The 15377-nt window shown below is 64.1% G+C and carries 12 protein-coding genes; 6 read left to right on the top strand and 6 right to left on the bottom strand.

The window, feature by feature from the left end; all coding sequences use genetic code 11:
• Positions 1-170: 170 nt before the first annotated feature.
• On the bottom strand, positions 171-1586 hold the full coding sequence (locus LJ656_RS04290) for a mannose-1-phosphate guanylyltransferase/mannose-6-phosphate isomerase (protein WP_230508041.1): 1416 nt from the start codon (positions 1584-1586) through the stop codon (positions 171-173).
• A gap of 382 nt (positions 1587-1968) precedes the next feature.
• On the opposite strand from LJ656_RS04290, the gene LJ656_RS04285 reads away from it, so the two are divergent.
• The 5 genes from LJ656_RS04285 (at position 1969) to LJ656_RS04265 (ending at position 7741) form a co-directional block, all read left to right on the top strand.
• On the top strand, positions 1969-2709 hold the full coding sequence (locus tag LJ656_RS04285) for a hypothetical protein (protein WP_230508040.1): 741 nt from the start codon (positions 1969-1971) through the stop codon (positions 2707-2709).
• A gap of 296 nt (positions 2710-3005) precedes the next feature.
• Positions 3006-3854: a glycosyltransferase gene (locus LJ656_RS04280; protein WP_230508039.1), complete on the top strand. Its 849-nt coding sequence runs from the start codon at positions 3006-3008 to the stop codon at positions 3852-3854.
• Positions 3851-4813 (top strand): UDP-glucose 4-epimerase family protein, encoded by a 963-nt coding sequence (locus LJ656_RS04275; protein WP_230508038.1) that lies wholly within the window; start codon positions 3851-3853, stop codon positions 4811-4813. Before LJ656_RS04280 ends, LJ656_RS04275 begins: the two co-directional genes overlap by 4 nt.
• A gap of 5 nt (positions 4814-4818) precedes the next feature.
• Positions 4819-5835, top strand: a complete 1017-nt coding sequence (locus LJ656_RS04270) for an MraY family glycosyltransferase (RefSeq protein ID WP_230508037.1) — start codon at positions 4819-4821, stop codon at positions 5833-5835.
• 19 nt (positions 5836-5854) lie between these two features.
• Positions 5855-7741: a nucleoside-diphosphate sugar epimerase/dehydratase gene (locus tag LJ656_RS04265; protein ID WP_230508036.1), complete on the top strand. Its 1887-nt coding sequence runs from the start codon at positions 5855-5857 to the stop codon at positions 7739-7741.
• Positions 7742-7800: 59 nt separating this feature from the next.
• On the opposite strand, the gene LJ656_RS04260 is transcribed toward LJ656_RS04265, so the two are convergent.
• Positions 7801-8901 (bottom strand): MraY family glycosyltransferase, encoded by a 1101-nt coding sequence (locus tag LJ656_RS04260; RefSeq protein WP_230508035.1) that lies wholly within the window; start codon positions 8899-8901, stop codon positions 7801-7803.
• Between the two features lie 410 nt (positions 8902-9311).
• Between LJ656_RS04260 and LJ656_RS04255 the strand changes: the two genes are divergently transcribed.
• Positions 9312-10871, top strand: a complete 1560-nt coding sequence (locus LJ656_RS04255) for a methyl-accepting chemotaxis protein (RefSeq protein ID WP_230508034.1) — start codon at positions 9312-9314, stop codon at positions 10869-10871.
• A gap of 99 nt (positions 10872-10970) precedes the next feature.
• On the opposite strand, the gene galE is transcribed toward LJ656_RS04255, so the two are convergent.
• From galE to LJ656_RS04235, 4 genes are all read right to left on the bottom strand, one after another.
• Entirely contained in the window at positions 10971-11993 is a 1023-nt protein-coding gene (galE, locus tag LJ656_RS04250) for a UDP-glucose 4-epimerase GalE (protein ID WP_230508033.1), read from the bottom strand.
• Between the two features lie 12 nt (positions 11994-12005).
• On the bottom strand, positions 12006-13154 hold the full coding sequence (locus LJ656_RS04245) for a glycosyltransferase family 4 protein (protein WP_230508032.1): 1149 nt from the start codon (positions 13152-13154) through the stop codon (positions 12006-12008).
• A gap of 80 nt (positions 13155-13234) precedes the next feature.
• Entirely contained in the window at positions 13235-14065 is an 831-nt protein-coding gene (locus tag LJ656_RS04240) for a glycosyltransferase (protein ID WP_230508031.1), read from the bottom strand.
• Positions 14062-15324: an oligosaccharide flippase family protein gene (locus LJ656_RS04235; RefSeq protein WP_230508030.1), complete on the bottom strand. Its 1263-nt coding sequence runs from the start codon at positions 15322-15324 to the stop codon at positions 14062-14064. The genes LJ656_RS04240 and LJ656_RS04235 overlap by 4 nt, the downstream gene beginning before the upstream one ends.
• Positions 15325-15377: the final 53 nt, after the last annotated feature.

Genomic DNA, 15377 nt, shown 5'->3' with positions numbered 1-15377 from the left:
GGATGAGTCGGGAGAGCGGCCTGCAAACTTGACGCGAATAATAATGTTTGGGGCGCATTGAGCAAAGTGTTGTCGGTCTTCGGGGGCAAAAGCCGGCGCTGCGAAATGCTCGACCTGTCGGGCTCACACGATTTAGTTCGAATCGCACTCGCTAGCGATGCGTGTCCCGGTCACTGTCGCCCATAAATATCCTCGAAGCGCACGATGTCATCCTCGCCCAGATATTCGCCGCTCTGTACTTCGATCATCACCAGATCCAGGACGCCTGGGTTCTCGAGGCGGTGCTTATGGCCGGCGGGGATGTAGGTTGACTCGTTCGTACCCACGAAAATGTCGCGTTCGCCGTTGACGACCTTGGCCATCCCGCTGACCACGATCCAGTGTTCGCTGCGGTGATGGTGCATTTGCAAGCTCAGGCTGGCCCCCGGCTTGACCACAATGCGCTTTATCTTGAAGCGTGTGCCTTCTTCCAGCACGGTATAAGTGCCCCACGGACGGGTCACTGTGCGATGCAGTTTGTACGCCTCATGGTCCTGTTTTTTGAGTCTCGCCACAACCTTCTTGACGTCTTGTGCCTTGTCGGGGTGAGCTACGAGCAATGCATCGGGCGTGTCGATGATCATCAGGTTCTCGACGCCCACGGTTGCGACCATGCGGTTCTGGCTATGCACATAGGTATTACTGCTATCGACGAAGATCGCTTCGCCGGTGGTGCGATTGTTGTCTGCATCCGGCGCCGACAATTCGCGCACCGCAACCCAGGAGCCGATGTCGCTCCAGCCGAAGTCGGCGGGTACCACGGCGACCTTGTCGGAGCGCTCCATCACTGCGTAGTCGATGGAGATATCGGGAACCTGAGAGAAGAACTGCGAAGGGATTTCGAGCATCGCGCCCTTGTGCGGCATGGACGCCCAGCAAGCCTCGACCGTTATCGCTACATCAGGCGCGTTGCGAGCGATTTCGTCGAGAATCGTTCCCGCCTTGAAGCAGAACATTCCTGAGTTCCAGTAGAAATTTCCGGCCTCGATGTATTCGCGGGCCGTTTCTACATTGGGTTTCTCGACAAAGCGCAGCACACGTTTGCCGCTGCCTAGGGGGGCGCCAGCCTCGATGTAGCCAAAACCGGTTTCCGGTGCACTGGGTACGATGCCAAACGTGACCAGATGATCTAGCTGGGCAAGACTGACGGCCGCCTCGACGGCCGCCTCGAAGCGCGCCTGGTCCTGAATGAGATGGTCCGCGGACAGAACCAGCATCAGCGCATCGCGGCCGTGCTTCGCGGCAATGCGGTGCGCGGCCATCGCCACGGCTGGGGCCGTGTTGCGCCCCGCTGGCTCGAGCAGGAAAGCGCCGGCCTGAGCGGGCTTCGCCAAGGCCAGTTCGTCCTTGCTCATGAAGTAATACTCACGGTTGGTGACCGTCAGGATCTCAGCGTCCGTGCCAGTCGCCGCCGCCGCTCTCCGGTACGTCTTGAACAGCAAACTATCCCCATCAGCCAGTTTCATGAAGGGCTTGGGGTAGCCCTCACGGGAAACAGGCCACAGTCGGGTTCCGGCGCCGCCGGAAAGTATGACGGGAATCAGCATAGTTCTGATCATCACCTTCCTGAAGATAATGCCTCGATCTTACCCTGTAACCGCCGTCGATCGGTCAAAAGACATGCTCTTAACAATTCGTCACAGTCGGCCCGCAGAGCATGGGCGATCTCGTCGCCGAACCGCTGTTGGCTTCCCGGCAGATTGCGTTTTGCAGGGCCATCGCGAGGCGGCGTTGTACGACCCGCCGCCGTTAGTAAAACGGTTAGCTTGCGTTGCGTTCTGGCCGTCACGAGCTACACTCGAATACATCAGACATTTAACTTTGCTAGCCGAACCACAGTCTTATCGCCATTCCCGCCTAGGGGCGTTTTCATCCGGGCGCTCGGCGTATGCGAAGTCTTTGCAGTCCAGAAGGTTTCATATCTAACCCATGCGTATCGCCATTATTAGTTCTCCACGCAGTGGAAGTAGCTGGGTGCGTTCGGTGCTGGCGGACAGTCTTGATCTACGCCAAATCGCACTCCATAACTATCTCGACGCACCAGACCCATTGCCGCCACGCTGCATAGTTCAGATTCACTGGTATCGCGAGCCGAACTTTCAGCGTTTCCTCTTGGAAAACCAGTTCAAGTGCGTGGTAATCGGGCGCCATCCGCTGGATGTTCTCCTCTCTGTCCTGGAATTCATTCGCCACGAACCCGAGACCAGCCAATGGTTGCTGGGTAATGCGGGAATTCCTCCGGAACTGGCGGGCCAGCCGCCTAGTTCCGATGCGTTTGCGGACTATGCATTGGGGTGGGGGGCTGAAAATCTTTTGTCGGTCACTTATCAATGGTGGCATGACGAACTTGCCCTGCGGGTCAGGTACGAAGATCTGGTGAAGGGCTCGAACGAAAAGTTCGCTGCTCTGGTCGCGGCTCTCACAAGCGAGGCGCCACCACAGCGGTTGGACGAATCACTGGAACGCTTCGATTTTAGCTATTTCCGCTCGTTGCCGAATCAGCACGGCTGGCAAGGGCGCGCCGGTCTTTGGCGGCAGTTGATACCCGCGCGGACGGCGCGGGCGATTTTCAGAAGGCATCGTCGTCTCTTCGACGTCCTCGGCTACGACGTTCCGTTGACGTTGACGACGCGCCAGCAGGCGATGCGCAATTGGGAAGCTTTGAGTTGATCGCATCGCACTTCGATCAATAAGGCGGCGCTGTCGTTCCTTCATGGGACGGATGGACTTGCCTAGTTTTAACTATGTGCAGTTATGCCGACTGCCACTGCAGCTATGGGCGCACCAACTCGAACGCGGCAGTTCATACCTAAGCGAGACCCATCCGCCCGGTAGCAAGTCACTCGCGTAACAAACAGAAACTCCAGTTGCGCAAACTGCATATTTTCAGCAAACTAATTGCTTTTGCTGACCCCGTTTAAACAATCGCGCGCGCTCCTCCGGCGCGCCAATCGCCGCCTTCCCCGATGACAGTGAGTGCGGTACCTAGTGTGAATCACGGCATAGTGACCGTGTCGGTGGTCGTTTTCCATCCTGACCAGCAACTGCTCGCGCGGACCTTGGCCAGTCTCGCGCAAGCCAGCACCGCATTGGCGCGCGTCGCGCCTGGCGTGTCGGTTCATCTCTATCTGATCGATAACGGCGGCATGCCCGAGATGAGCGAGAGCCTCGCCGCACTGTCACAGGCCGGCATCGATTGCACGGTGCTCGCCGGCCACGGCAACATCGGCTACGGCCGCGGCCACAATCTCGCGATCGAGCAGGCAAACAGCCAGTTTCACCTGATCCTGAACCCGGACATCGACATCGATGCGCAGGCGCTCGTAGCAGCCCACGCGTTCTTCGACGCCCATGCCGATACCGGCCTGCTCGCGCCACGGGTGAACGACGACGCCGGCGGCGAACAATACCTGTGCCGCCGCTTCCCGACCTTGCTGGTGTTGCTCGCGCGCGGTTTCCTGCCGTCGGTCCTGCGCCGGACAGTGTTCGCGAAGCGCCTCGCCGAGTACGAGATGCGCGATGTGATCGACGGCACATCGGTCGTCTGGGATCCGCCGATCATCAGCGGCTGCTTCATGCTGTTTCGCACGGACGTGCTCAAACGGATCGGCGGCTTCGACCCGCGTTACTTCCTGTATTTCGAGGACTACGATCTGAGCTTGCGCACGCATGAAGTCGCGCGCGTCGCTTACGTGCCGAGCGTGACCGTCGTGCACCACGGCGGCGGCGCATCCCGCAAAGGCTCCGCCCACATCCGCATGTTCGCCGCGTCCGCCTACAAATTCTTCAACCGCTTCGGCTGGAGGCTGTGGTGAGCCGCGTTGTGGTGACCGGTGCGAACGGCTTCGTCGGCCAGGCGCTCTGCCGGCTCGCGCTAGCGGCGGGGCACACGGTCACCGCGCTGGTGCGCCGCAAGGGCGCCGTCATGCCCGGCGTAACGGAATGGGTCCACGACACCCCCGATTTCGCCGACCTCGATGCCGCGTGGCCGGCAGGCCTGCAGGCCGACTGCGTGATCCATCTGGCCGCGCGCGTCCACGTGATGCACGACCAAGCCCCCGACCCCGACGCGGCCTTCGACGCGACCAACGTGGCCGGCGCGCGCCGCGTCGCCGAGGCCGCACACGCTCGCGGCGTGCGCCGTTTCGTGTTCGTCAGCAGCATCAAGGCGGCCGGCGAGCGCGACGGCGGCGTGCCGTTGAGCGAGGACGCGGCCGCGCCGCAAGACGCCTACGGCCGCTCGAAGCTGCGTGCGGAGCGGCAACTCGCGCAGTTCGGCGCGTCGACCGGTCTGGAGGTCGTCAGCGTGCGTCCGCCGCTCGTCTACGGCCCGGGCGTGCGCGCTAACTTTCTCAGCATGATGAACGCTGTCGCGCGCGGCTTGCCGCTGCCGCTGGGCGCGGTGAAGTCGCGCCGCAGCCTCGTCTATGTCGACAACCTCGCGCACGCGCTATTGCACTGCGCGACCGATCCGCGCGCGACCCACGGCTGTTTTCACGTCGCCGACGACGATCCCCCCACCGTCGCCGAACTGCTGCGGATGGTCGGCGACGCGCTCGGCCGTCCGGCGCGGCTCGTGCCGGTGCCGGTCGGCGCGTTGCGCGCGCTGGGCAAGCTCACCGGGCTCGGACCGCAAATCGGCCGGCTCACCGACAGCCTGCAGCTCGACACCTGCCGTCTAAAACGCGAACTCGGCTGGCAGCCGCCTTACACGACCCGCGAGGGTCTGGCCGCGACCGCCGCGTGGTACCGGTCGCGCGACCAACGACAATAACCGACATGAGCCTCTCACACGCATCGTGGCCCGCCCTGGCGGGCGTGTTTGTGGTCGCGGCGATCGCATCGACCGCGATCCTGCGCGTTCTGCTGGGCACCGGCCTCGCGTGGCGGCTGGCCACCGACATTCCGAACGCCCGTTCGCTCCATGTGCGCCCGACCCCGCGGGTCGGCGGCTGGGGCATCGTGCCGGTGAGCGTCGCGGCGATCTTGTGGCTGGCGCCGTCGATGTGGCTGATCGCGATGGCGGCGGCCGGTCTCGCGGCGCTATCGCAGATCGACGACCGCCGCGGCTTGCCCGCGCGCGTGCGCTTCGCCGGTCACCTGATCGCGGTCGCGTTGCTGCTGCTCGTGTATCCGGCCGCGGCGCCCTGGTGGCTGCTCGCGGGCATCGGTTTCCTGATGCTGTGGCTGATCAATCTCTATAATTTTATGGACGGTGCCGACGGTCTGGCCGGCGGCATGGCGCTGTTCGGCTTCGGCGCGTACGGCATCGCGGCTATGACGGCCAGCCAGCCGGCCGCGGATCTGGCGGTCGCGGCGGCGGCGGTGGCGGGCGCCGCGCTCGGCTTTCTGCTGCTGAATTTCCATCCCGCCAGGCTTTTTCTGGGCGATGCCGGCTCGATTCCGCTCGGTTTTCTGGCCGGCGCACTCGGCTACTGGGGCTGGCGCAGCGCGCTGTGGCCGGTATGGTTTCCCGCGCTGGTGTTCGCGCCTTTTATCGCGGATGCATCTGTAACACTGCTGAGACGCTTGTTACGCGGCGAAAGGTTCTGGGAGGCGCATCGCGACCATTATTATCAGCGGATGGTGCGCTCCGGCATGAGTCATGCCCGGATGGCCGGCTACTGGTACGCGGTGATGCTGGGCGGCATAATGCTTGCTCTATGGGCGCTGCAACGGCCCGAACTCCAGCAGTGGGCGATCGTCGCCGCGTGGTGCTGCATGTTGGCGTGCCTGGGCGTCGCTATCGATCTACGCTGGAGACGCGTTGAAGCCGATACTGCCAGCACGAAATAAATCTCGAGGTTTGCCTCTGATGTTTCGCTCAAAAGCTTGGTGGTTGTCACTGAGTGCTTTCGTTTTCGATCTGGCCGCCGTCCTGAGCGCGTGGCTGATTGCGTACGTCATCCGCTTCAACGGCGCCGTGCCGGTCGAATTCCGCGACGGCGCGTTGCATGCGCTCGTCTGGGTGCTGCCTGTCTACGGCGCGATGTTCCGCCTGTTCGGCCTGTATCGCGGGATGTGGGTGTTCGCGAGCCTGCCCGATCTGTTGCGTATCTCGAAGGCGGTCGCGAGCGGCGCGTTGCTGTCGATGATCCTCGCGGTGATGGTGCAGCCCACCCCGATCATTCCGCGCTCGGTGCTGCTCGTGTCGCCGCTGTTCCTGTTCCTCGCGATGGGCGGCGCGCGCGCGCTCTATCGCGCGGCCAAAGAGTTCTATCTGTACGGCGGTCTGGTCGCGCAAGGCAAGCCGGTCGTCGTGATCGGCGCCGGCACGGCGGGCGCGATGCTGGCGCGCGAGCTATCGCGTTCGAGCGAATGGCGGTTGATCGGGCTGCTCGACGACGATGTCTCCAAACACGGCCGCGAAATTTACGGCTACAAGGTGCTCGGCGCGATCGACAAGCTCCCCGAAATCGCCGACACGATGAAAACCGAATACGCGATCATCGCGATTCCCTCGGCGTCGGTCGAGCAGCAGCGCCGCGCGGCGACGCTGTGCGTGCGCGCCGGCGTGCGCGCGATGGTGCTGCCCGCGCTGACCGACATGGCCGGCGGCCAGGCGTCGCTGTCCCAGGTGCGCAACATCGATCTGGAGGATCTGCTGGGCCGCGAGCCGGTGTGGATCGATACCCCGCACGTCGAAGCGCTGTTGCGTGACCGCGTGGTGATGGTGACCGGCGCGGGCGGTTCGATCGGCTCGGAGCTGTGCCGGCAGATCCTGCGTTTCGGGCCGGCTCAGCTGATCGCGCTCGATCTGTCCGAATACGCGATGTACCGGCTGCTCGAAGAGCTGCAGGAACGCTTTCCCGGCGTCGCGATCGTGCCGGTGGTCGGCGATGCGAAGGACTCGCTGCTGCTCGATCAGGTGATGTCACGCCACACGCCGCACATCGTCTATCACGCGGCCGCTTACAAGCACGTGCCGCTGATGGAGGAGCAGAACGCGTGGCAGGCGGTGCGCAACAACGTGCTCGGTACTTACCGCGTCGCGCGCGCGGCGATCCGCCATGACGTGAAGCGCTTCGTGCTGATTTCGACCGACAAGGCCGTCAACCCGACCAACGTGATGGGCGCGAGCAAGCGGCTCGCCGAGATGGTCTGTCAGGCATTGCAGCAAACCAGCGAGCGCACGCCGCTCGAGACCGTGCGGTTCGGCAATGTGCTGGGCAGCGCGGGCAGCGTGATTCCAAAGTTCCAGCAGCAGATCGCCAAGGGCGGCCCGGTGACGGTGACCCACCCCGAAATCACCCGTTTCTTCATGACGATCCCGGAGGCGTCGCAGCTGGTGCTGCAGGCGTCCAGCATGGGGCAGGGCGGCGAAATCTTCGTGCTGGACATGGGCGAGCCGATGAAGATCGCCGATCTGGCGCGCGATCTGATCAAGCTGTATGGCTTCTCCGAAGAGCAGATCCGGATCGAATTCACCGGTCTGCGGCCGGGCGAAAAGCTCTACGAAGAACTGCTCGCCGACGACGAAACGACCACCCGCACCCCGCACGCGAAGCTGCGTATCGCGCAGGCGCGCGGCGTCGCCGACAATCTGCTCGACGAACTGCTGCCGTGGCTGATGCAGCACCGCGTGCTCAACGACGACGAAGTGCGCCGCGATCTGCGCCGCTGGGTCCCCGAGTATCAGCCCGCCGCCGCGACGCCGACGCTGCGCAGCGTGCCGGTGCCCATCACCCGGCAGGCTTCGTGAAGCAAGGTCGACGAAGCCGCGAGCAATAAAAAAGCGCCCGAGGGCGCTTTTTTTTACGTCTACCGCTTCGCCTTCCTGACCACCATCCACCGCGGCGACTTGAACCGCACGATGCTCACATACAGCCACACGTACGTCGCCGCGAACACTACGACGAAGCAGAACAGGTGCAGCGTATGCCTCCAGAACAGCGTCGCCGGCACGACCGCGATCAGGCACAGCAGCCACAAATAAGGCGAAGTCAGCGAGTTGCGCCGCGTCAGCTCGCGCGCGGTGCGCGCGCCGACCGCCCAGCGCATCAGCCGCTTGTAGACCAGCATATGCAGGTGCACGCCGTCGGGGATGCCCGGCGACATCCCGCGAATGAATTTCTTCCGGTAGATCGAGAAGCAGGTCTCGAAGATCGGGTACATGAACAGCAGCACCGGATACCACGCGGATACGTCGCGATTGCGCATCACCAGCAGGATCGACAGCTCGGCGAGCATGAAGCCGATGAAGTACGCGCCGCCGTCGCCGAGGAAGATCAGCCCGGCCGGGAAGTTCCAGATGAAGAAGCCGAGCACCGCGCCCATCATCATGAACGATGCGGACAGCACGACCGGGTCGTGCACCTGGAACGCGACATACGCGAGCGACGCGAACATCATGAACGCGACCATCGACGCGAGGCCGTTGAAGCCGTCGATGATATTGATCGCGTTGGCGAGCGCCGCGACCGCGAGCACGGTGACCACGAACGAGATCGCCGCGTACGACAGCAAAAAGTCGAGCGGCGGCACGCTGATGCGAGTGACCGCGATATCGAGCAGGAAAAACGCCAGCGCGGCGGCGGCCATCGTGCAGATCAGCCGCGCGAGCGGCGACACCCGCTTGGTCAGATCCTCGACGAGCCCCGAGCCGAACGCCGGCAGCCCGCACGCGATCAGGCCGAGAATTCCGCCCGATACCGCCGGATACGCGCGATGCAACTGCACCGCGGACGCGAGCAGTCCGAGCAGGATGCCGGTGCCGCCGATACGCGGCACCGGGCGCGCGTGGAATTTCTGCACGCCGGCCAGATCGCTGTCGGTAGAAAATTTTTCATGCAGATGCGCATAGCGCACGATCAACAGCGTGATCAGCAGAGAAACGAGAAAGCCGAGCGCAAAACTAAGCATGAAAGTGGGCCTGAGCGAAGACGCGGAATTATACAAACGAAACGTCTCGCGACCCCCGCGCGGACCGGCGCCGCAGCTTTCAAACACGGGCCGCAAAAATCCCAGATAGTGAGTCCTTGATCGCCCGCTGAGGCCCGCCAGTGCTGGCCTCTCATGGATTTCACCTATGCGGCCCGTCTCTACAAACGCCGTAAACCTGGATGCGGCGCTGTACGTCGCGCGCAACAACCGCCTCAGCAATCCGCCGCCCCGGCGATCCGCTGATCCAGCCGTCGCAGTCAGCCGTTGCATGGACCCGTCGAGCCGCGTGGCCCGGCGAGCGCCGTGAGCGCGCTTCGACGCGCGGCGAGCCGTTCGCGCGCGTCTGCGTGCCGATGGCGCCGCATCAGGCAAGAGCTTCCGGAGACCCAATGCTAAATAACATCACAATTCGTGGCGGACTGACGCTCGTGATCAGCGTGTTCGTCGCTTTCCTGCTGACGGTGATCGCCGTCGGCTACGGCGCGCTGAAGCTCGCCAACGACAGCCTCGACGACACCCAGCGCAGCAGCGCCGCGCTGTCGCATCTGAAGGCCAGCTCGGAAAAGCTGCTGCAGGTGCAGCTCGCGTTGGGCACTTATCAGACGCTTTTCAGCGTCGGCAAGCAGACCGACGATCTGCTGCCGGCCGCGCACAAGGTGCTGCTCGACTCGAACAAGGATTTCCGCAACTACATGGCCGGCCCGTTCGCGAGCGAGGCCGAGCGCAAGCTCGCGCAAAACGTCGAACAGACGCGCGCGGCGCTGGTCGACAAGGCGATCGAGCCGGAATTCAAGGCGCTGACCGATTTCGACTTCAACACTTTCCGCAACATCCAGGGCGACACCGCGAACAGCTTCTACGCGACCTATTCGAAGGCGATCGACGCACTCGAAGCCGCCCAGCTCGACGATCAGCATCGGCAGGCCGCGACCGGCGCGCAGCGCTTCCAGCTCGCGACGCTGCTGTTCGGCGCGATCGCGCTGATCGCGCTCGTGATCGGCGTGGGTGCGCGCATCGCGTTGTCGGCGGCGCTGATCAAGCCGGTCAACGCGACGGTCAAGCACTTCGAGCGGATCGCGGCGGGCGACCTGAGCGTCGCGATCAAGGTGCGCTCGCGCAACGAGATGGGCCAGTTGCTCGGCGCGCTGACGCGGATGCGCGACGGCCTGATCGAAACGGTCGGCAAGGTGCGCGGCAGCACCAGCGCGATCACCCAGGGCGCGAACGAAATCGCGTCGGGCAACGCCGATCTGTCGGCCCGCACCGAGCAACAGGCGGCCGCGTTGCAGCAGACCGCGGCGAGCATGGAGCAGCTGTCGGCGACCGTCAAACAGAATGCCGACAACGCGAAGCAGGCGAACCGCCTCGCGCACGGCGCGCTCGATACGGTTACGCGAGGCGGCACGGTGGTGTCGCGCGTGACCGAGACGATGGACGGGATCAGCGAGTCGTCGCGCAAGGTCACCGAGATCATCGGGATGATCGAGGGGATCGCGTTTCAGACCAACATCCTCGCGCTGAACGCGGCGGTCGAGGCGGCGCGCGCGGGCGAGCAGGGGCGCGGTTTCGCGGTGGTGGCCTCGGAAGTGCGCAGCCTCGCGCAGCGCTCGGGCGCGGCGGCCAAGGAGATCAAGGAGCTGATCGGCGAATCGGCGGCGAAGGTCGAGGAGGGCGCGTCGCTGGTGTCGGACGCGCAAAAGACGATTCAGGAAGCGATGAAGGCGGTCGAGCGCGTGACCGGCGTGATGAGCGAGATCGAGGCGTCGGCGCTCGAGCAAAGCGACGGCATCGAGCAGGTCAACAAGGCGGTCTCGCAGATCGACGAAGTGACCCAGCACAACGCGGCGCTGGTCGAGCAGGCGGCGGCCGCGGCGAAGTCGCTGGAAGAGCAGGCGATCGTGCTGAAGGACGCGATTTCGGTGTTTCGTCTGGAAGGGGCGAGCGCGTAGTGCTCGTTCCGACGGTCAACGCAAACGGCGGCATTCGCGATCCGCGAATGCCGCCGTTTTTTCGTTTCGACGCGCTATCGAGCCACGCTCTCTGACGCTTTACGCAAACCCCCGCGGATTCATCGACTGCCAGCGCCAGTGATCCGCGCACATGCGCTCGATCCCGAACTGCGCGCGCCAGCCGATGATCCGCTCGGCCGCGGCCGGATCGGCGAAGCACTGCGCGACATCGCCCGGGCGGCGCGCGACGATCTCGTACGGCACCGGCCGGCCCGACGCCTTCTCGAACGAGCGCACCACGTCCAGCACGCTATAACCCTGGCCGGTGCCGAGATTGACGACGAAGCTCGCATCGCGCCTGACCAGCGCGTCGAGCGCCGCGAGGTGGCCGCGCGCCAGATCGACCACGTGGATGTAATCGCGCACGCCAGTCCCGTCGGGCGTCTCGTAGTCGCCGCCGAACACGCGCAGCTTCTCGAGCTTGCCGACTGCGACCTGCGCGACGTACGGCATCAGATTGTTCGGAATGCCGGCCGGGTCTTCGCCGATCAGCCCGCTCTCGTGCGCGCCGACCGGATTGAAATAGCGCAGCGTCGCGATTCGCCACGACGGATCGGACAGTTCCAGATCGCGCAGGATCTGCTCGGCGATCAGCTTCGACTGCCCATACGGATTGGTCGCCGACAGCGGGAACGACTCGTCGATCGGCGAGCTTTTCGGCACCCCGTAGACAGTCGCCGACGAGCTGAACACGAACTGCCTGACGTTGCGATCGCGCATCACGCCCAGCAGCGTCAGCAGACTGCCGACATTATTCGCGTAGTACTCGAGCGGCTTCGCGACCGACTCGCCGACCGCCTTCAGCGCCGCGAAGTGAATCGCGCCGGTGATCGGGTGCGCGTCGAAAATCCGCTGCAACGCCGCTTCGTCGCGCGCGTCGTCGGCGTAGAACGCGACCGCGCGGCCGGTGATCTGCTCCACGCGCCGCAGCGATTCTTCCTTGCTGTTGACGAGGTTGTCGATCACCACGACGTCGTAGCCGCCACCTAGCAGTTCGACGCAGGTGTGCGAGCCGATGAAGCCCGCGCCGCCCGTTACCAGAATCGTGCCCTTCGTGGTCATGCTGTTGCTCCGTTAAAGTAAAACGCCCGTGATTTTCTGCACCAGGTCCTTATAGGTATCGACGACCTTACGCTCGTCGAATTCCGTCGCGACTTTCTGTCGGCCGCGTTCGGCCATCGCGCGCCGCTCGGCGCTGCTCATGTCGAGCATGCGCGCGAGACTCGCGGCAAGGCTATCGGCATTGCGCACTTCGCACAGCAGGCCGTTGACGCCGTCGGCCACCACCTCGCGGCAGCCGGGCACGTCGGTGGCGACGATCGGCCGGCCCATCGCCGACGCTTCCATCAGCGTACGCGGCACGCCTTCGCGATACGACGGTAGCACCACGCAATCGGCGTCGGCGATATGCGGACGCACGTCGTGCGCTTCGCCGAGATATTCGATCACGCCTTCGCGTTCCCACGCGGCGACTTCGTCGCGCGTGATCGCGCTCGGATTGTCGACGCCGACCGGCCCGAGCAACTGGAAACGCGCATGCGGATAACGTTCGCGCAGTTGCCGCGCGGCCTCGACATATTCGCCGACGCCCTTGTCCCACAGCAGCCGCCCGATCAGCACGAAGCGATACGCGGCGCGCTCGCGCAGCGGCGTGAACGCGAACTGCTCGAGATCGACGCCCTCGCCATGCAGCAGCCGCGCGCGTTCCGGATGCACGAGCAGCTTCTGATCGATGAACGCGGCTTCGTCGTCGCGATTCAGAAACCACACTTCGCGCGGAAAGCGGAACGCGAAACGATACAGCCTTTTGGCGATCTGCGCGGCGCGGCTTTGCTGAATGAAAACATAGCCGAGCCCGGTCGTCACCGCGACCGACTGCACGCCGGCCAGCTTCGCCGCGATCGAGCCGTAGATGTTCGGCTTGATCGTGTAGTGAAACACCACATGCGGACGAATCGTCCGGTATTGGCGATACAGCGCGAGCAGCGTGCGTAGATCCTCAACCGGACTCGTGCCTTTCGACGCAACCGGCAACTCGATGCAGCGGCAGCCCATCGCGGTAAGCAGTTCGAACGTTCGGTCGCGCGGCGCGAGCACGGTGACGTCGACGCCGCGTCCGATCAACATGCGGATCAGCCCTTGCCGATAGGTATAGATTGCCCAGGCCGTGTTGCAGACGAGTGTAATGCGAAGCGCGGGCGTCGACTTGAAAGAGGGCTTCATGCGATGAAGAACAGGGTGTTGAGTGAAACGGCCGGGGCGTTGATCGGAAGAGTCCACGCGGTGCGCGTTGCGCGCCACGTTCAATGACCGGCGCGCGGCGCGAGCAGCTTCTGCTTGACCCGCTGCAACGTGCGATACGGCAGCAGCAGATGCAGCAGATTTTTCGCGAGCCCCAACCAGTCATACGGATTGAGCGGATTGAAGTAGCGCAGTTGCAGCCGCAGCGTCGAGCCGATCTGGCGGCGCCGCTTCGTCGCGCTGATCCCGCCTTCGTTCAACTCGTAGTACAGGCCGAGTTCCGGCAGATTCGCGCAGTCGTAACGCTCCATCAAACGGACGAACAGATCGAGGTCTTCGGCCGAACGATACGCGGCCCGATAGTTGCCGACTGTGCGCACGGCATCGATACGCAGCATCATCGACGGATGCGCGAGGCATGAGCGGAAAAAACGCTGCCGGCGGATCGCCTGCGGTTCGGCCGGCGGCGTCAGCATGAAGAGCGGCTCGCCCGCGCGCGACACCACCTGGGTCCACATGCCAAGGCCCGCGACGCGCGGATGCAGTTCCATGTATGCGCGCTGCTTCGCGAGCCGTTGCGGCACCGCGCGGTCGCCCGCATCGATTCGGGCTGCGTAACGAAAGCCGCGCTGCGCGAGTGCGTCGATGCCGGTTTGCAGCGCGCGCTCGATGCCGCTGTTCTGCGCGAGCCGAAGTACTTCGATCTTCAGATTCGGCAACGCCGGCGCGACGATCGGCGGGGTGCTGCCGTCATCGACGATCAGTATGTGCACTAGCGCACTTTCTTGAAACGACGCGAGCGTAAGATTCACGTCCGCCTGACCGTTGTATGCGGGGATCAATACCGCGACATCGTCGAGCGTGGTTTGCGCGGTGGCGGATGCATTCGTCATGGGCGCAATTTGAAACGGATGTAATAAAGATTAACCGCGGCGGCCGCCAGATAACCGGCCGCGAGACCCACGAGCGCACCGTACGCGCCGAGTCGTTCGATGGTCAGCAGATTGACCACGAACGCCACCGCGAGCGCGAGCAGCCACTTGGAGAGCAACACGAACTTGGCCTGATACTTGAGCACGACCAGGTTGCCGATCGCTTCGATGCCGGCCGGCACCGACAGCCACACGGCCCAGCGGAAGATGTCGATCGCGCCTTCGAAATCCGGCCCGAACACCCGGCGGATGATGAAGCCCGCGAGCAGATCGAGCACTGCCGCGCCGGCGATCATCAGCAGCGCGGTCAGCGCGGTGAGGCGCCACATATTGCGGCGCAGTTGCGCGAGGTTCTGCACGCGATAGACGAAGGCCGGCGCGATCGTTTGCGCGAGCATCAGCGCGAGCGTGATCCAGTTTTCGTTCAGTTGCTGGGCGGCCGAATAGCGGCCGAGGTCGGCGAACGAGATCGCGCGCTCGAGCATCAGCCGGTCCAGTTTCAGAAACAAATACATACAGATTAGGCCGAGCCAGAACACCGTCCCCGCGCTCGCGAAGTGTTTGAATAGTGCTTTGTCGAACTGCCAGCCGAGCTTGCCGCCGTGACGGCGCATGAAGTAGAGCAGCAGCACCGCGCCGATCGCCGCGGATTCGAGTGCCCACAGCCAGCCGAAACGCGCGGGCGCGGCCGCCGCGCGCACCAGCAGATACACGCAGGCGGCCTTCAGGATCGCGGTGCTCATGCTGGTCAGCAATTGCGGCTTGCTGAATGTCATGCTTTGCAGCCACGCGTTGATCACGCCGACGAACGGCTCGCGAAACAGCATCGTCACCGCGAGGCCGGCGAGCATCGCGCCGACCAGCGGCTCGAACAGGTGCAGCGCGATGCCGAGCCACGTCAGCAGCAATGCGAGCGCCGACACCGAGATGCGCAGTGCGAACGCGCTGCCGAGCACGGTGCCGAGTTGTTCGGGCGGCCGGTTGACGATGGTCGGCACGAGGATTTCGGCGCCGCACACCCAGGTGATCGGCGACAGCACCAGCAGCAGCGTATTCGCGTACTGCCATTTGCCGAAGGTGTCGGGACCGAAGTAGCGCGCGAGCATCCCGCTGATGACGATCGCGACGCCGATCTGCGTGAGCCGCTCGAGTCCGAGCCAGACGATGTTCGTGAATGCGCGGGTGACGTCGGGATTGGCGAAGCGTTTGAGCGTCAGCATCCGGTGGCCGCTCGCCGCTGCGGGTGGTGTGGAGCGCCCTGGGTGATCGTGTG

The sequence above is a fragment of the Paraburkholderia sejongensis genome (assembly GCF_020880815.1).
Classification (GTDB): domain Bacteria; phylum Pseudomonadota; class Gammaproteobacteria; order Burkholderiales; family Burkholderiaceae; genus Paraburkholderia; species Paraburkholderia sejongensis.
This window is presented reverse-complemented; position numbering and strand designations above follow the sequence as displayed.